Source organism: Sphingomonas taxi (genome assembly GCF_000764535.1).
Lineage (GTDB): Bacteria > Pseudomonadota > Alphaproteobacteria > Sphingomonadales > Sphingomonadaceae > Sphingomonas > Sphingomonas taxi.
In genome coordinates this window covers 3784235-3807575 of the sequence record NZ_CP009571.1, presented here as the reverse complement: position 1 = coordinate 3807575, position 23341 = coordinate 3784235, and the positions used below count along the sequence as shown (strand labels likewise).

20 protein-coding genes are annotated in these 23341 nt (G+C 70.5%); 13 read left to right on the top strand and 7 right to left on the bottom strand.

The genetic code is table 11. From position 1 onward, the window contains the following. The 4 genes from MC45_RS17365 to MC45_RS17350 all read left to right on the top strand — a co-directional run bounded on the left by MC45_RS17365 (position 1) and on the right by MC45_RS17350 (position 4327). A complete protein-coding gene (locus MC45_RS17365; RefSeq protein ID WP_052075748.1) occupies positions 1–1401 on the top strand; it encodes an FAD-binding oxidoreductase in 1401 nt (466 codons plus the stop codon). Positions 1402–1541: 140 nt separating this feature from the next. Next, the gene (locus MC45_RS17360; RefSeq protein WP_038665879.1) at positions 1542–2831 is read left to right on the top strand and encodes an MFS transporter; all 1290 of its coding nucleotides are present in this window, start codon (positions 1542–1544) and stop codon (positions 2829–2831) included. A 63-nt stretch (positions 2832–2894) separates the two neighbouring features. Beyond that, positions 2895–3638 (top strand): helix-turn-helix transcriptional regulator, encoded by a 744-nt coding sequence (locus MC45_RS17355; RefSeq protein WP_038665876.1) that lies wholly within the window; start codon positions 2895–2897, stop codon positions 3636–3638. Further along, positions 3635–4327, top strand: a complete 693-nt coding sequence (locus MC45_RS17350; RefSeq protein ID WP_038665872.1) for a FadR/GntR family transcriptional regulator — start codon at positions 3635–3637, stop codon at positions 4325–4327. Before MC45_RS17355 ends, MC45_RS17350 begins: the two co-directional genes overlap by 4 nt. On the opposite strand, the gene MC45_RS17345 is transcribed toward MC45_RS17350, so the two are convergent. Further along, positions 4324–4956 carry a nicotinamidase gene (locus tag MC45_RS17345; protein ID WP_038665869.1) on the bottom strand — a complete coding sequence of 211 codons (633 nt, stop codon included), beginning with the start codon at positions 4954–4956 and terminating at the stop codon, positions 4324–4326. The genes MC45_RS17350 and MC45_RS17345 overlap by 4 nt on opposite strands. A 116-nt stretch (positions 4957–5072) precedes the next feature. On the opposite strand from MC45_RS17345, the gene MC45_RS17340 reads away from it, so the two are divergent. Further along, positions 5073–5381: a hypothetical protein gene (locus MC45_RS17340; protein WP_038665866.1), complete on the top strand. Its 309-nt coding sequence runs from the start codon at positions 5073–5075 to the stop codon at positions 5379–5381. Between the two features lie 128 nt (positions 5382–5509). Continuing rightward, positions 5510–7345 (top strand): DUF885 domain-containing protein, encoded by a 1836-nt coding sequence (locus MC45_RS17335; RefSeq protein WP_038665863.1) that lies wholly within the window; start codon positions 5510–5512, stop codon positions 7343–7345. Here the strand turns inward: MC45_RS17335 and MC45_RS17330 are convergent. Further along, positions 7342–8523 carry an MFS transporter gene (locus MC45_RS17330; RefSeq protein ID WP_038665861.1) on the bottom strand — a complete coding sequence of 394 codons (1182 nt, stop codon included), beginning with the start codon at positions 8521–8523 and terminating at the stop codon, positions 7342–7344. The two genes, MC45_RS17335 and MC45_RS17330, sit on opposite strands and share 4 nt — an antisense overlap. Positions 8524–8600: 77 nt before the next feature. Beyond that, the gene (locus tag MC45_RS17325) at positions 8601–9152 is read right to left on the bottom strand and encodes a TetR/AcrR family transcriptional regulator (protein WP_212742992.1); all 552 of its coding nucleotides are present in this window, start codon (positions 9150–9152) and stop codon (positions 8601–8603) included. Between the two features lie 92 nt (positions 9153–9244). Between MC45_RS17325 and MC45_RS17320 the strand changes: the two genes are divergently transcribed. The 5 genes from MC45_RS17320 (at position 9245) to MC45_RS17300 (ending at position 14492) form a co-directional block, all read left to right on the top strand. Then, positions 9245–9934, top strand: a complete 690-nt coding sequence (locus MC45_RS17320; RefSeq protein WP_038665858.1) for a DUF1349 domain-containing protein — start codon at positions 9245–9247, stop codon at positions 9932–9934. Positions 9935–9938: 4 nt separating this feature from the next. Continuing rightward, entirely contained in the window at positions 9939–10487 is a 549-nt protein-coding gene (locus MC45_RS17315; RefSeq protein WP_038665855.1) for a sugar O-acetyltransferase, read from the top strand. Next, on the top strand, positions 10484–11593 hold the full coding sequence (locus MC45_RS17310; protein ID WP_038665852.1) for an acyltransferase family protein: 1110 nt from the start codon (positions 10484–10486) through the stop codon (positions 11591–11593). Before MC45_RS17315 ends, MC45_RS17310 begins: the two co-directional genes overlap by 4 nt. Before the next feature lie 100 nt (positions 11594–11693). Further along, complete coding sequence (locus tag MC45_RS19655; protein ID WP_179944551.1) at positions 11694–12167, top strand: hypothetical protein; 474 nt, start codon at positions 11694–11696, stop codon at positions 12165–12167. Positions 12168–12314: 147 nt separating this feature from the next. After that, on the top strand, positions 12315–14492 hold the full coding sequence (locus MC45_RS17300; protein ID WP_052075747.1) for a hybrid sensor histidine kinase/response regulator: 2178 nt from the start codon (positions 12315–12317) through the stop codon (positions 14490–14492). 27 nt (positions 14493–14519) lie between these two features. Here MC45_RS17300 and MC45_RS17295 read toward each other — a convergent pair whose 3' ends face one another. The 4 genes from MC45_RS17295 to MC45_RS17280 all read right to left on the bottom strand — a co-directional run bounded on the left by MC45_RS17295 (position 14520) and on the right by MC45_RS17280 (position 19010). After that, complete coding sequence (locus tag MC45_RS17295) at positions 14520–16010, bottom strand: PAS domain-containing protein (protein WP_218916679.1); 1491 nt, start codon at positions 16008–16010, stop codon at positions 14520–14522. A gap of 74 nt (positions 16011–16084) precedes the next feature. Then, positions 16085–16450, bottom strand: coding sequence for a hypothetical protein (locus MC45_RS17290; RefSeq protein WP_038665847.1), 366 nt, complete (start codon positions 16448–16450; stop codon positions 16085–16087). Between the two features lie 158 nt (positions 16451–16608). Further along, positions 16609–17736 (bottom strand): metallophosphoesterase family protein, encoded by a 1128-nt coding sequence (locus MC45_RS17285; RefSeq protein ID WP_038665844.1) that lies wholly within the window; start codon positions 17734–17736, stop codon positions 16609–16611. Then, complete coding sequence (locus MC45_RS17280) at positions 17733–19010, bottom strand: MFS transporter (protein ID WP_038665841.1); 1278 nt, start codon at positions 19008–19010, stop codon at positions 17733–17735. Before MC45_RS17280 ends, MC45_RS17285 begins: the two co-directional genes overlap by 4 nt. A 244-nt stretch (positions 19011–19254) precedes the next feature. Between MC45_RS17280 and MC45_RS17275 the strand changes: the two genes are divergently transcribed. Both MC45_RS17275 and MC45_RS17270 read left to right on the top strand, forming a co-directional pair. Continuing rightward, positions 19255–22092 carry a M16 family metallopeptidase gene (locus MC45_RS17275; RefSeq protein WP_038665839.1) on the top strand — a complete coding sequence of 946 codons (2838 nt, stop codon included), beginning with the start codon at positions 19255–19257 and terminating at the stop codon, positions 22090–22092. Between the two features lie 228 nt (positions 22093–22320). After that, complete coding sequence (locus tag MC45_RS17270) at positions 22321–23319, top strand: cell wall hydrolase (RefSeq protein WP_245640770.1); 999 nt, start codon at positions 22321–22323, stop codon at positions 23317–23319. The last annotated feature ends 22 nt before the right edge of the window (positions 23320–23341 follow it).

The following is a 23341-nucleotide window of genomic DNA, read 5'->3' as shown; positions in this document are numbered from 1 at the left end:
ATGCATATCGACACAGCCCTCCCCCGCGCCGCGCCTGACCCGGCGTTCCTCGACCGGCTGCGCGCGCGCTTCGGCGAGCGCCTCCATCTCACCGACGCGATGCTGCGCCAGCATGGCTCGAACGAGGCGCATTTCGACGTCGTCCTGCCCGACGCGGTCGTGTTCGCGCATTCGACCGAGGATGTCGTCGATCTCGTCAACCTCTGCGTGGCCGCCGACGTGCCGATCGTGCCGTTCGGCGCCGGCACCTCGATCGAGGGCAATGCGGTGCCGGTGCGCGGCGGCGTCAGCGTCAATCTCGGCGAGATGAACCAGATCGTCGCGGTCAATGCCGAGGATTTCGACTGTACGGTGCAGGCGGGCTGCCGCCGCGAGCAGCTCAACGAGCATCTCCGCGACACCGGCCTGTTCTTCCCGATCGATCCCGGCGCCAATGCCACGATCGGCGGCATGGCCTCGACCCGCGCCAGCGGCACCAATGCGGTGCGCTACGGCACGATGCGCGAAGCGGTGCTGAGCCTCAAGGTCGTCACCCCCGACGGCAGGGTCGTCACCACCGCGCGCCGCGCGCGCAAGTCGGCGGCGGGCTACGACCTCACCCGCCTCTACGTCGGCAGCGAGGGCACGCTCGGCATCATCACCGAGGTGACGCTGCGCCTGCATCCGATCCCCGAGACGATCTCGTCCGCGGTGTGCGGCTTCGACAGCCTCGAAGGCGCGATCACCACCGTCGTCCAGTCGATCCAGGCCGGCGTGCCGCTCGCCCGCGTCGAGATCCTCGACGACATGCAGATCCGCGCGGTCAACGCCTGGTCGAAGCTCGCCTTGCCCGAGGTGACGACCTTGTTCTTCGAATTCCACGGCTCGCCGGGCGGCGTCGCCGAGCAGGTCGAGATGGTCGGCATGCTCGCCGCGGAGAATGGCGGCGGCGACTTCGCCTGGTCCAACCTCCCGGAGGAGCGCGGCAGATTGTGGAAGGCACGGCACGAGGCCTATTATGCCGCGGTGGCGCTGCGCCCCGGCGCGGTCGGCTGGGCGACCGACGTATGCGTGCCGATCAGCCGCCTGCCCGAATGCATCACCGCGACCAAGGCGGACCTCGCGACGTGCAGCGTCCCCGCGACGATCCTCGGCCATGTCGGCGACGGCAATTTCCACGTCATCTTCGCGATGGATCCGCAGTCCAAAGCGGATCTCGCCGAGGTCGAGGGCGTCAACGCCCGCCTCGTCGCCCGCGCGCTGGCGATGGACGGAACGTGCACCGGCGAACACGGCATCGGCATCGGCAAGCAGCATTGGCTGGTCGAGGAACTCGGCGACGCCGTCGACGTGATGCGCACGCTGAAACGCGCGCTCGACCCGAAGGACCTGTTCAACCCGGGCAAGATCTTCAGTCTGTGACCGTTCCTAAAAGCCCCTCCCCTTCAGGGGAGGGGTTGGGGTGGGGCCTGTCCGTGAGCGTAGGCCTCGGTGAGACACCCCCCGCCCCCCACCCCTCCCCTGAAGGGGAGGGGTGTACTTCGTCACCCCAGGAGCCAGCCATGCCCGCCACGCCCGCCTTCTCCCGCTCGCTCCTCCCGCTGCTCGCTCTCGCCTTGGCGATGATGCTCGGCTTCGCGACGATGGGATCGTTCGGCACCGTGCAGGAGGGCGCCAAGGCTGAACTCCACCTCAGCGACTATACCCTAAGTCTGATCCAGGGGCTCAGCGCCGCATTGCCGCTCGCGCTCTTCTCGATCCCGATCGGCATCTGGGTCGACCGCCACAATCGCGTCCGCATCATGATCGTGCTGGTCGCCACCTTCGTCCTCGGCACCGTCCTCACCGCGGTCGCGCAGAGCGTCGCCTTGCTGTTCGTCGCGCGCATGCTGACCGGCATCGGCACCACCGGCGCGCTCACCGCCGCGCTGTCGCTCTGCGCCGACCTCTGCCCGCCGACGCAGCGCGGCCGCGCGTTGCTCGTCGTCAACCTCGGCAAGTCGCTCGGGCAGGCGATGGCGTTCGGCCTCACCGGCGCCTTGTTCGGCCTGTTCCTCCATGGCGGCGCACCTGACTGGTTCTGGCACGCCGCGCCGTGGCGCAGCGCGCATCTCGCGCTCGCTTTGCTCGGCGCCGTCTTCATGATCCCGCTGTTCCTGCTGCGCGAGCCCGCCCGCCACGAAGTCGCCGCGAGCACCCACGCCCCGTTCCGCGTCGTCGCCGGCGAACTGTGGGCGCGCCGCGGCTTCCTGCTGCCCTTGTTCATGGGACAGGTCAGCGTCGTGATGGCCGACGCCGCCGCCGCGATCTGGGCCGCGCCCGTGCTGTCGCGCAGCTTCGGCCTCCGCCCCGATCAGGTCGCGGGCTGGATGGGAACGATGATCTTCGTCGCCGGCCTGCTCGGCGCGATCGTCGGTGGCGTCTCCGCCGACTGGGGGCAGAAGAGCGGTCGCCGCGGCGGCCTGCTGATCGGCGCGGTGATCGCCGCCGCGGTCGGCATCCCCGCCGGGCTGTTCCCGATCGCCCCTTCTGTCCCCGTGTTCGGGGCGGCGCTCGGGCTGCTGCTGCTGTGCGGCGCGGTGACCGGCGTCGTCACCTCGGTGGCGCTGACCGTGCTCATCCCCAACGAGCTGCGCGGCCTGTGCATCGGCGCGTTCATCGCCATCGCCGGGCTGATCGGCTTCGGCGTCGCCCCGACGCTGGTCGCGGCGGCAAGCAGCCTGTTCGGCGGCGAATCGCACCTCGACCAGGGGCTCGCCACCGTCGGCGCCGCGACCAGCACGCTGTCGCTGCTCGCCTTCTTCGTCGCGATGCGCCGCGCCCCCGCGACGGCGACCGCGGAACCTATCTGAAAGCTCTTGCATCAGCTATCCGATAGGTTCATCACGCCCTCAACAATAGAATGAGAGGTCAGGATGAAAACGCGGGTCGAGGTATCGCCGGAAATGTTCGCCTTCATCGGCGAGGGACCGTTGCCGATGGTGGACTGGACGTTCGAGGCGGTGGCGTTCGGCTACCGGCTCGCCCCCGCGACCTTCGACTTCCACCCGGCCGCCGACGCCGACGCGCTCGAAACGGCGGAGATCGTCTTCGTCGTCGCGACCACCGCCTGCACCCGCATCTTCGGCGGCGCACCCGACCGCGCCGGCAGCTGGCATATCCCCAGCGACATGCGCGCGATCGCGCTGACCCTGCAACCCGGCCGGCTGGCGAGCGCCGCCGCCGCGACGCTGCGCATCGCCAAGTGCATCGAGCTGATCTGCGCGACCTTCGAGAAACTGGGCGAGGGCAGCCTGATCCCCGCCGACGGCAGCGGCGCCCTGTCCGCCGGCGAGGCGCAACGCATCGCCGCGGCGCGCCGCCTGATCGACGAGCGCTGGCACGAGAAGCTCACGCTCGATTCGATCTCGCGCGCCTGCGGCCTCAACCGCGCCAAGCTCACGCGCGGTTTCCGCTCGATGTTCGCAATGAGCGTCGCCGACGCGATCACCGACCGCCGGCTGAGCGGCGCGCGCGAGCTGCTGCTCGCCACTGATTTGCCGGTCTCGTCGATCGGCTATCGCTGCGGCTATCTCAACAACGCCAGCTTCACCCGCGCCTTCTCGCGCCGCTACGGCCAGGCGCCGACGCAGCTGCGCAACCACCCGCTCGCCGCATGACCCCCGATCTTTCCGGTTCGCTGGTCGATCAGGCGGTCCGCCGCGTCCGCGACCATATCCGCGCCGCCGACCTCAAGGTCGGCGACACTTTGCCGGGCGAGGGCCAGTTCGCCAGCGACCTCGGCGTCAGCCGCGCGGTGATGCGCGAGGCGTTCGGCGCGCTCGCCGCGCTGCGCGTCATCGACGTCGGCAACGGCCGCAAGGCGCGCGTCGGCGCGATCGACGGCTCGGTGATGGCCGCCTCGATCGACCATGCCGTCGCCACCGCGCAGATCACCACCAGCGACGTCTGGGACGTCCGTCGCACGCTCGAATTGCGCACCGCCGCGCTCGCCGCCGAGCATCGCAGCGACGCCGACGCCCGGCTGATCGTCGACCATGCCGCGCAGATGGCGACCAGCGCCGACGACGTCGACCGGCTGATCCGCCACGACATCGCCTTTCATCAGGCGATCGCCCGCGCCGGCGGCAATGCGCTGTTCCACCAGATCGTCCGCTCGTTCGAGCAATTGATGCGCGTCGCCGTCCCCACCGCCTGGCAGACGCGCGAGACGCCCGAGCAGCGCGACACGGTCTTCGCCGTCCACCGCAACCTCGCCGCCGCGATCGCCGATCGCGACGCCACCGCCGCCGCGACGCTGATGGACGCGCATTTCGACCGCGCGATCAGCGACATCTTCGTCCGCTAGAACGCGATCCCGGCGGCGGCGAGCTGCGCCTCGATCGCATCCACCGTCGTGCCCTGCGCCAGCGGCATCGCGATCGCCCGCGTGTACGGCGTCCAGATCGCCGCCGCGAAGCCCTCGCGCCGCGCATCCAGCGCCGACCACGCCACGCAAAAGTCGTAGGCGAGCCCGACGAACACGCACCGCCGCACCCCGATGTCGCGCAAATAGCCCGCAAGCCCGGTCCGCGTCGTCTTGTCGTTTTCGAAGAAGGCCGAATAGGAATCGACGTGCCGATGCTGCCCCTTGCGCAGGATCAGCCCCGCCCGCGCCACCGCGGCGGCCACCGCCGGATGGAAATCGGCGCCCGGCGTACCCTGGACGCAATGGTCCGGCCACAGCACCTGCTCGCCATACGGCATCCGCACCGTCTCGAACGGCTGCCGTCCGGCATGGCTGCTCGCGAACGAACTGTGCCCGGCGGGATGCCAGTCCTGCGTCACGACGACATGCGCGAAGCGCGCGGCGAGGTCGGCGATCGGCGCCATCACCGCGTTGCCGTCCGCCACCGCGAGCCGCCCGCCGGGACAGAAGTCGATCTGTGGATCGACGATGACGAGCGCATCCGCGGGTGTGACGTCGCTGGGGTTCATGCCGCCTCTTACCGACCGGAGCGCGGGACCGCAAAGCACGTGCGAATTCCTGCGTCGACACCGGCGTTCGCGCGTTGGAGGCGCTTGGCGGTCGCGGTGACCGCCGGGAGAGGTTCATGAGCACGACCCTGACCGCGAAGTTCGAGACGCGGCGCGAAGCGGAGATGACGGTGGAACGGCTGGTGCAGCAGTTCGAGATTCCGCGCACCGACGTGTTCATCGCCGCCGACGGCCCCGACAATACCGTCGGCACCGAGGACGCCGGCTCCGACACCGAGGCCGGCGCCCCCACGCCGGAGGCGCGCGACGACGGCGCCCACGCCGGCGCGGTCGTCGTGTCGGTCGACATCAACGACGCGACGCTCGCCGACGAGGTGAAGGAGGCCTTTGCCGAGTTCAACGCGGCGGACGTCACCGCCGATTGACGCCCTGCGGCCGGACGCCTCGCGTCCGGCCGACGCGCGAGACTTGTCGCGGCGCGCGCATGACGTAAGGTCGGCGCGATACGCGCACCGGACCAACCGGCGCCGATGGTTTCGACAGGGGATTCTCCATGCGTCACGCTCTTGCCCTGCTGCTGGTGGCGACGGCACCGCTCGTCCAGGCCGACGCCGCCCCGCCCCAGGCCGCCCCGCCCAAAGCTGGCCCGCCCCGTTCCGCAGCGACCGCCACGCAGGACGCGGCGCTGCTGCAATTCCTCGACCGCGCCTTCGACGAACAGCTCGATCGCAATCCGGAGGCGCTGACCCAGCTCGGCCTCAAGACGCACGAGGATCGGCTCGACGATTACACCGATGCCGGCGCGCGCGCCGATCAGGCGCTGGCCGAACGCCAGTTGCAGGACATGCACGCGCGTTTCCGCCCCGACCAGCTCGGCGAGAGCGCGCGGGTCAGCTATCGCTTGTTCGAATATGAGGTGACGCGCGGGCGCGAATCGCTCCGCTTCCGCAGACTGCGCTTCCCGGTCTCGACCACCGGCAGCCCGGCCGGCGACATTCCGGTCCTGCTGATCAACAATCACCGGATCGACACGCTCGCCGACGCCCGCGCCTATATCGCCCGCCTGCGCGACACCGAGCGGGTGATGCGAGAGGTCGCCGCGACGATGCGCGAACAGGCGGCGGCGGGCATCGTCCCCAACAAGGTCAATTTCGCCCCCGCCCGGTCCGACGCGCGCGCCGTCGTCACCGGTGCGCCCTTCGACGCCGGCCCCGATTCGACGCTGCTCGCCGATTTCCGCAAGAAGGTGACCGCGCTCGACGTGCCACCGGCGACCCGGACGCAGCTCATCGGCGAGGCGTCCGCGGCGCTGACCGGTCCGTTCCGTCGCGGCTATGACGTGCTGTTCGCCGCGCTCGACGCGGTCGAGCCGCTGTCCAAGGGCAATTTCGGCGCGTGGAGCCTGCCCGACGGCGCGGCCTATTATGCCGACCGCCTCAAGACCGCGACCACCACCGATCTCACCGCCGAGCAGATCCACGCGCTCGGGCTGCGCCAGGTCGCGACGATCCGACAGGAGATGGAGGGGATCAAGCGCGAGGTCGGCTTCACCGGCACGCTCGACCAGTTCTTCGACAAGATCCGCACCGATCCGCAGTTCAAATATCCCAACACCGCGGCGGGGCGGCAGGCGTATCTCGGCGATGCGCGCGCGGTGATCGCCGGGGCGATGGCGGCGGCACCCCGCTATTTCCGCGTCCTGCCCAAGGCGCCGCTGGAGGTCCGCGCGGTCGAGCCATGGCGCGAGCGGACCGCATCGACCGCCTTTTACGATCCGCCCTCGGCGGACGGATCGCGGCCGGGCATCTATTACGTCAATCTGATCGACATGACGCAGACGCAGAAGGTGCAGGTCGCCGGCATCGCCGCGCATGAGGGCGCGCCCGGCCACCATTTCCAGATCGCGCGCCAGCAGGAGCTGACCGGCATCCCCAAGTTCCGCAAATACGGCGGCTACGGCGCCTATGCGGAAGGTTGGGGCCTCTATGCCGAGCGGCTCGCCGACGAGATGGGGCTCTACAAGGATCCCTATGCCCGGTTCGGCATGCTGTCGCTGCAGATGTGGCGAGCGATCCGGCTGGTGCTCGACACCGGCATCCACGCGCAGCGCTGGGATCGCGACAAGGCGATCGCCTATTTCCGGGCCAACAGCTCGGTCTCCGACACCGACATCGCGCGCGAGGTCGATCGCTATTTCAATTGGCCCGGCCAGGCGACCAGCTACATGGTCGGCCAGCTGCGGATCAGCGAGGCACGGGCGCGGGCCCAGCGCGCGCTGGGAGCAAAGTTCGACATCCGCGACTTCCACGAAGTCGTGCTCGACCAGGGCGCGCTGCCGCTCGACCTGCTCGACGAACAGGTGACGCGCTACATCGCCGCCAAACGCTAGGCGGCGCGGCGCTCGGTCAGGAACAGCAGGAACACCGCCGTCGTCAGCACCGCGCCGACGGCGGCGGTCGCGGTCCAGCCGCCGCGGTCATAGCTGATCGTCGCCAGTGTCGAGCCGAGCGCACCGGCGAGGAAGACCATCGTCATATAGACCGAATTGATCCGCCCGCGCGCCTCGGGCGCGATCGAGAAGAGCACGCGCTGGCCGAGCACCTGGTTCATCTGCGTCGCCGCGTCGAGCACCACCGCCGCGACCGCGAGCAGGATCAGCGCATGCGCCGCCCCGGCCCAGCCGGCGAGCAGGAAGGCGAGGATCGCCGCCGCCAGCGCGCCCGCGGTGCCGGCGCGGACATGGCCGCGGTCGCCGAGCCGCCCCGCGATCGGCGCCGCCAGCGCGCCGCCCGCCCCGGCGAGCGCGAACAGCGCGATCCCCATCTGGCCGAGCCCGAAACGCTGCGCGAGCAGCAGCGGCACCGTCGTCCAGAACAGGTTGAACGCGGCGAACATCGTCGCCTGATAGGCGGTGCGGCGGCGGATCGCGGGCGTGCGGACGAGCAGCGACAGGCCCGACCGCAGGAGCGCGCCATAGCTCAGATCGGGCTTGGGCCGCCGCTGCGGCACGGTGCGCGCGATGAGCAAGGCGAGCAGCGCCATGCCGATCGCCGACAGTCCGAAGATCGCGCGCCACCCCGCCACCGCGGCGAGCCCGTTGGCCAGTGGCCGGGCGAGCATGATGCCGGTGATCAGCCCGCCCATGATGTTGCCGACCACCTGGCCGCGGCGCCGTTCGGGGGCGAGATGCGCGGCGAGCGGCACCATGATCTGCGCGCCAACCGAGCAGAAGCCGGTGAGGAACGAGAAGATCAGAAAGCCCGTCGCCCCCGTCGCGGTCCAGATCCCGACCAGCCCGAGGCAGGCGCCGACGGTGAGCAGCAGGATCAGCCGCTTGTTCTCGACCCGGTCGGCGAGCGAGACGACGAAGAACAGCCCGGCACCATAGCCGAGCTGGGTCAGCGTGACGACGAGCCCGGCGACGCCACCGTGCAGCCCCAGCGCCGGCGCGATCTCGCCGATGAGCGCCTGCGCGTAATAGAGGTTGGCGACCATCAGCCCGCAGGCGAGCGAGAAGATCGCGGTGAGCCCCGGGCTGATCCCGGCATGGTCGGTCTGGTCGGTCATCGCCGCCGCCTAACGCCTCCCGCGCCTCGCGTCGCGCGCCGATCGCCAGGCCCGCGCTCGATCGTGGAAAAGGCGGATCAGGCGCCGGCCACACGATCGACGATCTCGCGGATCGCGTCGCGTTGCAGCGGCTGGCGGTCGATCGAATTGTGGATGCCGATCCCCTCGACCAGCGCATCCAGCGCGCGTGCGGTGAGCGGATCGAAGAAGCGTTCCAGCGCCGCGCGGCTGTCGTCCATCCATCGCTGCATCACCGCGGTCACCGGCGGGTGGCGCGCGGCGAAGGCATAGAGTTCGTAGCTGAGCAGCAACGTGCGCGGTTCCGCCCAGATCGATTCGGCGATGATGTCGACGATCGCCGCACGCGCGCCGTCGCGGTCCTGCGCCTCCGCCAGCCGGGCCGCGAATGCCGCCGACGATTCCGCCGCCAGTTGCAGGAAGGCGGTGGTCAGCAGCGCCTCCAGCGACGCGAAATAATAGGTCACCGATCCCAGCGGCACCGCCGCCGCCGCGGCGATCCGCCGGTGCGTCGTCGCCGCGACGCCATGCTGCGCGATCACCTCCAGCGTCGCATCGACGATCCGCTGCCGGCGATCGGGATCGTTCCGCTTGGGTTCGCCGGATATCACGCATTCTTCCTTTGCCATTCATGTGTACATTTGTACATGTACGCGCATTCTTCGCGGCCGACGCCGCCGTATCGCAAGAAAGGCCGCCGATCATGTCCCAACCGCCCTTATCCCGTCGTACCGTGCTCGGCGGTGCCGCGGCACTGGCGCTGCCCGCAACCGCCGGTGCGGCACTCGGTCAGGCGGCGGATGCGCCGGTGCTCGGCCGCCACGACGGGCGCTGGCTCAATCCGCCCAAGCAATGGCACGCCGACGCCGCCGACGACCTGAGCATCGTCACCGATCGCGCCACCGATTTCTGGCGCGAGACGCATTACGGCTTCACCCGTGACAGTGGTCATTTCCTCGGTTTCCCCACCCCCGCCGCCTTCACCGCGCAACTGCGCATCCGCGGCGATTACCAGCAGCTCTACGATCAGGCCGGCATCATGGTCCGCGTCGACGAACGCCGCTGGGTCAAGGCGGGGATCGAATTGTCGGACGGCGCGGCGATGCTGAGCAGCGTGCTGACCGACGGCCGCTCGGACTGGGCGACCGGCCGCTACACCGGCGACGCGTCCGACTTCTGGATGCGGGCGACGGTGGCCAAGGGAGTGCTGCGGTTGCAGGTCTCCGCCGACGGCAAGACCTGGCAGCTGGTCCGCCTCGCCCCCTTTCCCGTCGCCTCCTCCTACCGGGTCGGACCGATGGCCTGCACGCCGGAGCGCAGCGGGCTCGGCGTGCGCTTCTCCGATCTGCGCATCACCGCGCCGCTCGGCAAAGACCTCCACGATCTGAGCTGAGGCGATGACCGAGAAAGAGAAGATGCTGGCGGGCGATCTCTACACCGCCGACGATCCCGAGATCGCCGCCGACGCCGCGCGCGCCGCGCGATGGATGGCGCGCTACAATGCCGCCGCCGCAGCAAGCCCGGCCGAGCGCCACGCCCTGCTCGTCGAAGGGCTCGGTGCGGTCGGCCGCGGCGTCACCGTGCGCTCGCCCTTCCATTGCGATTATGGCGACAATATCCGGCTCGGCGACGGCGTGTTCCTCAACTTCGGCTGCGTCATCCTCGACGTGGTCGCGGTGGAGATCGGTGCGGGGACGCAGATCGGACCGGGCGTCCAGATCCTCACCGCCGATCATCCGCGCGACCCCGCAGCGCGCGCGGCGATGCTCGAATTCGGCCGGCCGATCCGCATCGGCGCCAACGTCTGGATCGGCGGCGGCGCGCTGATCCTGCCCGGCGTGACGATCGGCGACGATGCGATCGTCGGCGCGGGCAGCGTCGTTACCCGCGACGTGCCCGCCGGCGCCACCGTCGCCGGCAACCCCGCCCGCGTGCTGCGCGCATGACCGCGAACCCGGCGCCCGACCGCACCAGCGTCGGCAAGACGCATTTCGAGGTGCTCGACGGCCTGCGCGGCACCGCCGCGCTGCTGGTGGTCGCCTTCCACATCCAGGGAATCGCGGTCCTGTTCGACGCATCGAAGCTGGCGCTGCCCCACGCCTATCTGGCGGTAGACTTCTTCTTCGCGCTGTCCGGCTTCGTCATCGGTTACGCCTATGACGATCGCTGGCCGCGGATGACGACGCGCGGCTTTCTGGCGCGGCGCCTCGTCCGGCTGCATCCGCTCGTCATACTGGGTACGGTGCTGGGGCTGGTCAGCTACCTCTTCGATCCCTTCGCGGGCGACAAGCAGGATGCGTCCGCCGGACTGATCGCGCTCGCCTTCGCCGCCGGCCTGCTCGCGCTGCCGTCGCTGCCGCTCGCCAACCGGCTCGGCGACAGTCACCCGCTCAACGCGCCGGCCTGGACGCTCTTCCAGGAATATATCGCCAATCTTGCCTACGCGCTGCTGCTGCGCCGGCTCGGCCTGCGCGCGCTCGCCAGCGTCGCCCTGCTCGCCGCCATCGTCTCCGCCGCGACCGCGCTGACGCTCGGCTCCTACGACACCGGCTGGGGCCTCGCCAATTTCTGGGGTGCCCCGGTCCGGCTCGCCTATCCCTTCGTCACCGGGCTGCTGCTCTACCGGCTCGGCGATCGGTTGCCGCGACTGCGGCTCGGCTTCGTCACGCTCAGCATCGTGCTTGCGCTCGCCTTCGCCGCGCCGGTTTTCCCCGCCATCGGCGCGCTCAAGCTCAACGGCCTCTACGAAGCCGCCTGCGTGCTGATCCTGTTCCCTGCGATCATCGTCGCCGGCCGCCATTCGCACGGCGGCCCGCGCGTCGTCGTGCTCTGCAAGCTGGCGGGGCGCCTCTCCTACCCGATCTACATCACCCATTATCCGTTCGTGTATCTCTACATGAACTGGATCGCCGGGCGGCAGGGACCGGGCTGGCTGACCGCGACGGTCGCGGCCGCATTGTTCGTCTTCGCCATGTTGTTCGCCGGCCTCGCGCATGCGCGCTGGGACGTGCCGATCCGTACCCGCCTGAACCGCCGCCTGCCCGCGGCGTGACGCCGACGCCGGTCAATCGCACCTCAAGCGAGGAACGATCGCGGACCCGCATCGCTTGGCTATCGAGGCTGCAACCGCGGCCACGACCAAGGATGACATGATGAGCGACGACAAGGTCCCCAATCCGGTCAGCGGCAACCCGGCCAGCAAGGGCGCGCCGGACGGCGTCTCGGGCGTCCCCGGCGGCGGCGAGCGCGAGATCCACGGCCGCAGCGCCGGTGGCGAGAGCAGCGGCGGTGCCTATCCCAATCCGCACACCGGCAAGACGCCCGAGGGCGGCGGCTTCATGGGCCACGGCGGCCAGACGGAGATCGCCTATCACGGCAGCGGCCAGGCCGGCGACGACGACGCCAGCGTCGCCAACGCCGCGACCGGCTCGCGCGAGGGCGCCGACGCGACCGACGATGGCGGCAACGCAGTGCCGACCGCCGACCGCCGGGATCATGCGGTCGCCGGCACCGACGGCCCGGTCACTGCGACCGCCACCGATGGCGTTGCCGAGGCGGAGACGAGCGGCAAGATCGGCACCGACGCCGATTACGAGGCCGAACAGCGCAAACCCGGTGCCGGCTGAACACGACCCGTACCGTCCCGGTTTGCGACGACCTGCGGCATGGGCGCACATTGATCGGGATCAGTTCGGCCGCTCGCCGGTTCTGATCGGTGATGCGACCATGACAAGGCCCGAGAATTGACGGATTTTCCCAGTCGTGGCGGTGAGATGGCGGCGCTGGTCGCCGCCCACGACTGGGCGGCGACGCCGCTGGGGCCACGCGATCGCTGGCCGCCGCACCTCAAGACGGTCACCGACATCGTCCTGCAATCGCCGCTGCCGATGGCGCTGCTGTGGGGCGACGAGGGCCGGCTGATCTACAACGATCGATACGCCGTCATCGCCGGCCGCTACCATCCCGCCATCCTCGGCCAGCCGATCACGCAGGCTTGGCCCGAGGCGGCGGACTTCAACCGTCGCGTGCTGCGCGCCGGCCTCGCGGGCGAGCCGCTGAGCTTCTCGCGCCAGCGGATCACCGTCCACCGCGACGGTTTCCCGGCCGAGGTGTTCTTCGACCTGACCTACGCACCGGTGTTCGATCCGGCCGGCACCGCGGGCGGCGTCCTTGCGGTCGTCATCGAGGTGACGCAGGCGGTGGCGTTGGAGCAGGAGCTGATCGCCGAGACGCACAGTCTCGAGACGCTCAACCACATCGGCACCGCGCTCGCCGCCGAACTCGACCTCGAACCGCTCGTGCAGATGGTCACCGATGCCGGCGTGACGCTGACCGGCGCCCAGTTCGGCGCCTATTTCCACAACCAGCGGGACGATGACGGCGAGCGGCTCCATCTGTTCACCTTGTCCGGCGCCAGCCGCGCCGCGTTCGAGGGGTTCGGCAAGCCGCGCGCAACCGCGGTGTTCACGCCGACCTTCCGCAACGAAGGGGTGCTGCGCTCCGACGACATCCAGTCGGACCCGCGCTACGGCCACAACGCCCCGCACCGCGGCCTGCCCGAAGGCCATCTGCCGGTGCGCAGCTATCTGGCCGCGCCGGTCGCGTCGCGCTCCGGCGAGGTGCTCGGCGGACTGCTGTTCGGCCATCCCGAGCCCGGCCGCTTCCACGCCCGTCACGAGCGGCTGCTCGTCGGCATCGCCGCGCAGGCGGCGATCGCGATCGACAATGCGCGGCTGTTCCGCGCGGTGCAGGAGGTCAACGACACGCTCGAACGCCGCGTCGCCGAACGCAGCGAAGCGCTGACCCGCGCCCACGACGCGCTGCGCCAGGCGCAGAAGATGGAGACACTCGGCCAGCTCACCGGCGGCATCGCGCACGATTTCAACAATTTGCTGACTGTTATCCGCGGCTCGACCGAGCTGCTGCGCCGGCCGGGGCTGAGCGCGGAACGGCGCGACCGCTATATCGAGGCGATCGCCCAGACCGCCGACCGGGCGAGCACGCTGACCGGCCAGCTGCTCGCCTTCGCCCGGCGTTCGTCGCTGACCCCGCAGGTGTTCGACGTCGGCGATACGATCCGCGGGCTGACCGACATGATGGAGATGCTGGCCGGCGCGCTGATCACCGTCGACCTCGATCTGCCCGACGCCGCCTGTTTCGCGCATGCCGACGTCAGCCAGTTCGAGACCGCGATCGTCAACATGGCGGTCAATGCGCGCGACGCGATGGGCGAGGAGGGCCGGCTGACGATCGCGGTCGACACCTGCGACTGCATCCCGCCGGTACGCGGCCACAGCGCGCGCCGGGGCGACTTCCTCAAAGTGTCGATCACCGACACCGGCACCGGCATCCCGCCCGACCATATCGATCGGATCTTCGAGCCGTTCTTCACCTCCAAGGGCGTCGGTCACGGCACCGGTCTCGGCCTGTCGCAGGTGTTCGGCTTCGCCAAGCAATCGGGCGGCGACGTCCTGGCGACCAGCCGCGTCGGCGAGGGCGCGACCTTCACCTTGTTCCTGCCACGCGAACGCGCCGCGCCCGCCGTCGCGCCGCCGCCTGCGCCGCCCGCCGCCGCGACCGCCGCGTCGCTGCGCATCCTGGTGGTCGAGGACAATCCCGAGGTCGGCACCTTCGCCACCGCCGCGCTCAGCGACCTCGGCCACGACATCGTGCTCGCGCGCAACGCCAAGGAGGCGCTCGGCCGGCTGGAAGGGGATGGCGACGGCTTCGACGTCGTCTTCTCCGACGTGATGATGCCGGGGATGAACGGCATCGAACTGGCGCAGCTGATCCGCACTCGCCTGCCGGCGCTGCCGATCATCCTGACCAGCGGCTATAGCGAGATCCTGTCCAAGCATGGCGCCGGCGAGTTCGAGCTGCTCCACAAACCCTATTCGATCGACGCGCTCAGCGCCGCCTTCCAGCGCCTCGCCCCGCTCCGCAACGGCTGATGCGGCGTCGCCGGCCGCTGTCCGCGCTCAGATCACCGCATCGATGACGAAGCGCACGCCTTCGGGCGGATAGTCGATCGAGGCCTGCCCGCGCACGTGCTGCGCGAGCACGCGCGAGATCATCCGCGTGCCGAAGCCGGTGCGCGTCGGCGGCGCCACCGGCGGGCCGCCGCTCTCCACCCAGGAGAAACGGATGCGATGCGGGTCGCCGGCGTCGACGTGCTGCCAGCGCACCGCGACATGCCCGCCCGCCACCGACAGCGCGCCATATTTGGCCGCATTGGTCGCCAGTTCGTGCAGCGCCATCGACATCGCCAGCGTGATCGCGGGCGACAGCCGTACCTCCGGTCCCTCGATCGAGAAGACGCGGCCGGCACGGTCCATGAAGGGCATCAGCACGCCTTCGGCGACCTCGCCGAGCGCCGCGCCCTCCACCTCGTCGCGGATCAGCAGGTCGTGCGCCGCGCCGAGGCTGGCGATCCGCCCGCCGATTGCCTCCTGCGCCTCGGCGATCGAGCCGGCGTTGCGCAGCGTCTGGCTGACCACCGCGCTCACCGTCGCCAGCGTGTTCTTCACCCGGTGCGTCAGCTCCTGCGCCAGCACCGCGCGATGCTCCTCGGCGAATTTGCGCGCGCTGATGTCGGTCGAGAAGCCGATCATTGTCGTCGGCGCCGTACCGTCGCGACGCGTCACCTCGCCGCGCGTCTGCACCCAGCGCAGCTCGCCGGCGGGCGTGACGATGCGGTAATCGTGCGCGCAGTCCGCCACGCCGGCGATCGTCTCGTCGATCGCCGCGGCGACCGTCGCCATGTCCTCGGGATGCACCGCGGCGGCGAAATCGGCATAGGTGAACGGTTCGTCCGGCGTGCGGCCGAAGATTGCCTTGCAGCCGGGCGAGGCCTCCAGCACCCGCGACGCGACGTCGAAGCTCCAATAGCCCAGCCCCCCGGCACGCAGCGCGAGCTGCAACTGCAACTCGCGCTCGGCCAGCGCCGCCTCCTGCACCGCGACCTCGACCTGCAGCGCGTCGCGGTCCGCGATCAGCTCGACCAGCCGGTGCCGTTCCAGCGTCACGTCGGTCTGCGAGGCGACGAAATAGGTCAGCGCGCCATCGTCGCCGAACACCGGCGCGACGGTCAGCCGGTTCCAGAAGGCGGTGCCGTCGCGGCGATGGTTGAGCAGGTCGATCTCGATCCGCCGCCGCGCCGCGATCGCGTCGCGCAGCCGGGCGACGTCGTCGGGGTCGGTCGCCGGGCCCTGCAGGAACCGACAGTTGCGCCCGACGATCTCGTCGGCGGCATAGCCCGTCAGCCGCTCGAACGCGGCATTGACGTAGATGATCGGATCGTCGGGCAGCGTCGGGTCGCTGACCGCCATCGGCAGCGTCGCGTCGCGGAACCCGATGACGACCGGGTCCGCCGCGTCCAGCCGCGCGCCGAACGCATCGATCGACCGTCGCACCGCCGGGGCAGCGACCACCGGTACGACCGGATCGGGAGAGAAAGAGAAACGATCCAAGCCTGACCAGCGCTATCTCAAGGTAAGCATTTCAGCAATATCGCGAAAGCTCCGGGATGGGGCTTATCGCGGGTTCAGAGCGGCACCGCCGCGGCCGCATCGGCGAGGACGCCGCAGCCCGCGGCCGCCTTGCCGACCTCGATCGGCACCTTGGGGTCCTTCACCTGCCCCGCGACGCGCACGAAGTCGCCGATGGTCAGCCGCCCGGGGCTGGCGTCGCCCTGCCGCGCCGCGCGCGCCGCACGGCCGAGCTGCTGCAACTGGCCGATCGACAGGTTCGCCTCCAGCCGGTCGCCGACGCATTGCGACTGGGCGGGCTGGAACCCATACCCCTCCATCGCGGTGGCGATCCGCGCCGAGGGGTCGACGCAGCCGCCCAGCAACGCGGCAAGTCCGGTCGCGACGCAGACCGGCGCGCGGAAGAAGAGACGATCGGCCATCAAGATATCCCCTGTCACCGCACCCTTGTGTCGGTGGCTGCTTGTCCGGGATCGCCGCCGCCAAGTCGACCTAAATGTCTCCGAAATCCGGGCCAAGCCCCCGGTATTGCTGCACTAGGCCATGGTGCTTTTGACCTAGTCCGACGCCGGTCGCGCGCTCACCAGCCGCCGCCGTTGCGATTGGGGCCGAGCTGCGCGCCGAGGATGTGCCGCGACGGCCAGGCGCCGATCGTATGGACCGCATGGCCGGGCACCACCGGGCGGTTGCGCTTGGGGCGGTCCTCGCGGTCGCGCACCAGGATGTCGATCGTGTCGCTCGCCGCGCCGCTGCGCACCCGCAGCGGGTGGAGGCCGGGCCGCCCAATCGTGACCACCGCCGTCCAGGTCGCGGGCTGGCCGGGCACCGGCTGCATCGGCGTCGCGATGCCATCCGCCTCCACCACCGGCGGCGCGGCCTCCGGTCCCAGCACGCGCGCGGTCACCGCGATCCGGCCCGGCGCCGGCACATGACGCGGATCGTGCGGTCGGGTCAGCAGCCGGACGTCGGCCGGCGACAGGAGCTGGACGTGCGGCCAGCCGGGCGCGGCATCGCCGATCGGCCGGAAGGTCCAGCTCGGCACGCCGTCATGAACGCTGACGATCGCATAGCCCGCGGCGCCGCCGTCCTCCTCGATCTGCGCGGTCGAGCGGGTCGCGCCATAGACGACGCGGCCGTCGTTGAGCAGTTCGTTGTAATGCGTATGGCCGGTATCGACGAAGGCGACGCCGGCGTCGGCGAAGGCCGTGGCCAGCGCCTCGCCCCCGTCGGCGAGATCGCCGGGGTAGGCGTGCATGAAGACCAACGGCGTCAGCCCCTCGTCGTCGCTGGCGGCGAGCGCGGCGTCGATCCGGCGGCGCTGGCCGGCGCCGATGCGAAAGTCCGGCCCGCCGCTGCCGGCGCTGACGATATCGAGGAACAGGCAGCGATGGCCGCCGATCACCCGTTCGAACGGCCGCATCGCCTCGGGCGTGCCGGCCCGGAAGGCGGCGAGCGTGCCGTCCTCGAAATCGTGATCGCCCGGGATGGTGAACACCGGCAGCGCCAGCGGCGCGAGCGCGGCCCGGATGCGGTCATATTGCTCGGCGGTGGCGTGATTGGCGTTGTCGCCGGGCACGAAGACGAAGTCGATCCCCTCGCGCACCGCGGCGAGATCGGCGACGATTTCCGCCAGCCGGTCGATCCCCAGCCAGCCGTCGGCGGGATCGGCGTGCAGGTCGCCGACATGGACCCAGGTGATCGTCTTCATGCCTTGTTCTCCGCCCGTTTGCCTTCGCATGCCGGCCGCAACAGGCCGGCGAAGCCGATCCACAGCGCCAGACTGACCAGCGCGAAGCTGCCGAGGATCAGGAAGGCGGCGTGATAGCCGAACGCCTGCGCGATCCAGCCGCCGATCGCCGGGCTCAGCGACGCGCCGAGCCCCTGGATCGTCATCACCGCGCCCTGCCCGACGTTGACCCGGCCGGTGCCGTCGAGCAGGCAGGCGACGAGGCCGGGCACCGCGACGCTCTGCAAGCCGGCACCGATACCGTCGAGCGCCTGCACCGGCCACACGCCCCAATGTTCGATGAACGTCCCCGCCAGGAACCCGCGCAACGGCAGCGCCGCGAACGAGATCAGCAGCACCAGCCAATAGCCCTTGCCCGCCGACATCTTCATCGCGATCAGCGCCGCGGCGATCATCACCGCCTGCGCGACGACGACGGTGGTGGCGGTGAACAGCGCCGCATTGCCCTTGCCGGCGCCGACCACCGCGAGGCTGTAGAGCGGCAGCATCGCGCCGTTGCCAAGGTGGAAACAGGCGAGCGCCGCGGCGAGGATCAGCATCGGCTTGTTGCGCAGCAGCGTCTTGAACCCCTCCGCCTGCCCGCCGCCGTCCGCATCATCCTCTTTGCCCCCTTCCAGACCGCGCGCGGCGCGATGGTCGATCGCCCGTTCGGGGATCATCAGCACGCTGAGGATCGCCAGCACGCCAAATGCCGCGGCGAGGTAGAAGATCGCCGGCATGCCGAACTTCCAGCCGAGAAAGCCCGACAGGCCGGCGCCGATCATGTTGCCGGCATGGTTCCACGCCTGATTGCGGCCGTTCTGCGCGTTGAAGCCGCGCTGGCGCACCACCCCCAGCGTCATCCCGGTCACCGCCGGCCCGATCGCCGCGCCGGCGATCGCGGTCGCCACCTGGCTCACCGTCACCACCCAGCCCGATTGCGACAGCAGGATCAGGAACGACGCCATCACCGTGCAGTTGCCGGTGACGATCACCACCAACCGCTTCTTCTCGGTATGGTCGATGAACGCGCCGGCCGGCACGGTCATCACCATGCCGGCGACCCCGCCCGCCGACATCACCGTGCCGATCGGCCCCGCGGTCCAGCCGCGCTGCTGCAGGAACACGCCGAGGAACGGCCCGATTCCCGCCTGCATGTCCGCCATGAAGAAGTTGAGCGCCTGCAATGCCGTCCTGGCGCGCCCCGTCTCGTCGGACGATGCGGATCGCGAAACGGGAATTGCGCTCGATGCCATGGCCCACGTCCTTCGGTTCGTGGCGCTAAACCCGAACAAGCCAAATTAGACCCATCGCCCCGCCACCCCGATTGCGGCCAATCCTGGAAGCGGCAAGTATAGCAAAGCAAGATCAACAACTTACCCATTAGATGAATTCGGCGTCATCTCGCTTCGGCCATGATGGAAGCCTGCGCGATTGACACCGCTCCCGGCTGCGGCTCAACTCGCCGCCATCCTATCTGCCCAGCCGGAGCCCCGATCCATGCGCCTCGTTCGTGCCGCCCTGTTGCTCGGGGCCGCGCTCCTGCCCCTCGCCGCCACCGCCCAGACCGCAACCCCGCGCGCCAACACCGCGTCGGTCAAGCCGATCGCCTTCACCGAGCGGACGCTGGCCAACGGCCTGCGCGTCTATGCATTGCGCGACACCGGCACGCCCAACGTCGCGGTGCAGGTCTGGTACGACGTCGGCTCGAAGGACGATCCGCGCGGCCGCTCGGGCTTCGCGCACATGTTCGAACATCTGATGTTCAAGGCGACGCGCAACCTCGTCTCCGAACAGATGGACCGGCTGACCGAGGACGTCGGCGGCTACAACAACGCCTCGACCAACGACGATTACACCAATTATTTCGAGGTCATTCCCGCCAACCACCTGCAACGGCTGCTGTTCGCCGAGGCCGACCGGATGGCGAGCCTCGTCGTCGAGCCGAAGAGCTTCGCCTCCGAACGCGACGTGGTGAAGGAGGAGCTGCGCCAGTCGACGCTCGCGAGGCCCTATGGCAAGCTGTTCTCCACCTATCTGTCGGCCGCGGCCTATACCACGCATCCCTATGCGCGCTCGACGATCGGCAGCATCGAGAATCTCGAAGCCGCGTCGATCGACGACGTCCGCGCCTTCCACGCGACCTATTACCGGCCCGACAATGCGATCCTCGTCGTCTCGGGCAATTTCGATCCGGCGCAGCTGAATGCGTGGATCGACCAGTATTTCAGCAAGATCGCCAAGCCCGCCGCGACCATTCCGCGCGTCGCGGTGCAGGAGCCGCCGCGCACCAAGGCGGTCGACTACACCGTCTACGAACCCAATACGCCGCTGCCCGCGGTGCTGATGAGCTGGCACGTCCCCGCCGACCGCGAGGCCGACATTCCGGCGCTCACCGTGCTCCAGACGATCCTGTCGACCGGCGAGAGCAGCCGGCTCTACGAAAGCCTCGTCTACCGCGACCAGCTCGCGCAGGACGCCTCGTCCTTCCTCGACAGCAAACAGGGCACCGGCAATCTGATCGCTTATGCGATCCTCGCCGGTGGCAAGACGGTCGAGCAGGGCGAGAGTGCGCTCAAGCGCGAGATCGCGCGCTTCCGCGATGCGCCGGTCACCGCCGCCGAACTCGCCGAGGCGAAGAACGAGATCCTGACCTCGGCGATCCGCAGCCGCGAGACCGCCGAGGGCAAGGCACGCATCCTCGCCTCGTCGGTGATCATCGACGGCGACCCCCGCGCTGCCGACCGTCAGCTCGCCGAGATCGCCCGGGTCAGCGCCGCCGACGTCCAGCGCGTCGCGCGCAAATATCTCGGCGACGCCCAGTCGGCGACGATCCGCTACCTGCCCGACACCGCCAAGCCCGCCGGCCGGAGCGGCGACACGATTGCGATCGCTCCGACGGTGCAGACCGCGCCGCTCACCCCGCCGGCGCAGATCGCGATCGTCACCCCCGCGCCCGAGAGCGAGCGCATCCAGCCGCCCGCCCCCGCCGCGCCGGTCAAGGCGAACCTGCCGCAGCCGGTCGAGACGCGGCTCGCCAACGGCCTGCGCGTCATCACCGTCGCGCGTCACGAGCTGCCGATCGCCACCGCCTATCTCGTCGCGACCGGCGGCGAGGTGCTCGATCCGGTCGACCGCTCGGGCGTCAGCAGTCTTGCCGCCAGCCTGATGACCAAGGGCACCACCACCCGCTCGGCGACCGAGATCGCGCGGCAGGTCGAAAGCCTCGGCGGATCGATCGGCGCCGGCTCGGATCAGGAGGGCGGCACCGTCTCGGTGACGGTCAAGTCGGACCAGCTCGCCCCGGCGATGACGATCCTCGCCGATGTCGCGACGCACCCGGTGTTCGCGCCCGACGAGCTCGACCGTGCCCGCGCGCAGCAGGTCGATGCGGTCACCGTCGCGGTCAAGGACCCGGCGCAGCTCGCCGCGATGGTCGCCGACCGCGCCACCTTCGGCGCCTCGCCGTTCGGCGCGCCGGGCGGCGGCACACCGAGATCGCTGAAGGCGATCACCCGCGGCGACGTCACCGCCGCTTATGCGCGCACGTGGCGCCCCGATCAGGCGACGCTGATCCTCGTCGGCGACGTCACCCCGGCACAGGCCAAGGCGCTCGCCGAGGCGCAGCTCGGCCAGTGGCGTGCCCCCGCCGGCGCGCCGGCCGCGCCGATCGCCGTCGCCGCCTTCCCGGCGCCGCGCACGATCGTCGTCGACATGCCCGGCGCCGGCCAGGCGGGCGTCGTCGTCGAGCGGCCGGCGATCCCGCGCGCCGACCCGCGCTATTATCCGTTGGCGGTCGCCAACACCGTGCTCGGCGGCGGCTTCTCGTCGCGGCTCAACCAGGAGGTGCGGATCAAGCGCGGCCTCGCTTACGGCGCGTCGAGCGGGGTCGGCGGCGGCCGCCTCGCCGGCGAATTTTCTGCGCGCACCCAGACCAAGAACCCGACCGCGGCGGAGGTGGTGACGCTGATCACCGCCGAGATGGCGCGGATGGGTGCGGCGCCGGTGCCCGAGGCGGAACTGGCGACGCGCAAGGCGGTGCTGGTCGGCAATTTCGGCCGCACCGTCGAGACGACCGGTGGCATCGCCGGCATCCTCGGCAGCTACGTCCTCGACGACGTGCCGCTCACCGAATTGCAGGCCTATACCGGCAAGGTCGAGGCGGTGACCCCCGCCGCGGTGCAATCGGCGGCGGCGGCGCTGCTCGATCCCAAGGCGGCGAGCGTCGCGATCGTCGGCGACGCCAAGCAGTTCCTCACGCCGCTGAAAGCCGCGCGCCCCGACACGCAGACGCTGACCGAAGCGCAACTCAACCTCGACAGCCCGACGCTGAAGTAAGGGGGGCTCGACGGAGGCGCCCCCACAAGCGCCATTCCGCCGTCACCCCGGACGTGATCCGGGGTCCCGCTACGTCCTTTACGGGTACCGATGAGGAAGAAGCGGGACCCCGGGTCGAGCCCGGGGTGACGGGAGGATTCGTCACCGGCACCACCCGTGAACACCGATGCGCGTGGTGCATCCGCAATCCCCGCGGACGCGAAACCCGATGTAAGCTATTGGCGCGTAATGCGGGTGCCGATGGGGACGATCCGGACGATGACGCGCCTGTGGCTGGCGCTGGTCGCGCTATGCCTCGCGCTCGCCGTGCTGCTGGCGGCGCAGGCGGCGTGGCGCGCGATCGCCGCGCATGGCGTCGTCGCGCCGCCGCTGCCCGCGCCCGCCGGGTATGAGGCGGAGGATCATTTCCCCGGCGCCGCGCTGCTCTACGCCGCCGCCACCACGCCCGCCGCGGGCGAGAGCGCCGCGCCGGCGGAAGGCGTCACCGGCACCACCGCTCTGCCCGCGCTGCCCGTCTCGGCCGCCGTCCTCGCCGCGGCGCTGCGCAGCGGCAGCGGCGCCGCGCCCTTCTCGACCAGCGCGGCGACCGGGCTCGACCGGTCGCGCGCGCTCGAATGCCTCACCGCGGCGATCTATTACGAGGCGGCGTCCGAATCCGACGCCGGCCAGTCCGCCGTCGCGCAGGTGATCCTCAACCGCGCCCGCCACCCCGCTTTCCCGCCGACGGTGTGCGGAGTCGTCTATCAGGGCTCCGAGCGTGCCGGTTGCCAGTTCAGCTTCGCCTGCGACGGCGCGATGGCGCGGGTGCCGGCGCGCGCCGCCTGGGCGCGCGCGGCGCGGCATGCGGCGATGGCGCTCGCCGGCTATGTCTATGCGCCGGTCGGCCTCGCCACGCATTACCATACCTATGCGGTGACCCCGGCGTGGAACCGGGCGATGGTGATGACCGACGTCGTCGGCGCACATCTGTTCCACCGCTGGAAAGGCTTCTGGGGCACCAGCGCCGCCTTCGCCCGGAACTACCGCGGCGGCGAGCCGATGCCCGGTCCGCACCTGCGCCTCGCCGCGCCGCCGGTCGTGCCGCCGCCATCGCTGATCGCCGCCGCCGCGCCGCTCCCGGTCGCGCCGGGCGCGCCGCAACCTGCCGCCACGCCGCCGCCCGACATGCTGCCGCCCGCCGCGACCGTGCTCGACAAATGGAAGGATTCGGGCAAGCCGCTGTTCTAGGCGCGCGCCTGGAGCGCCGCCG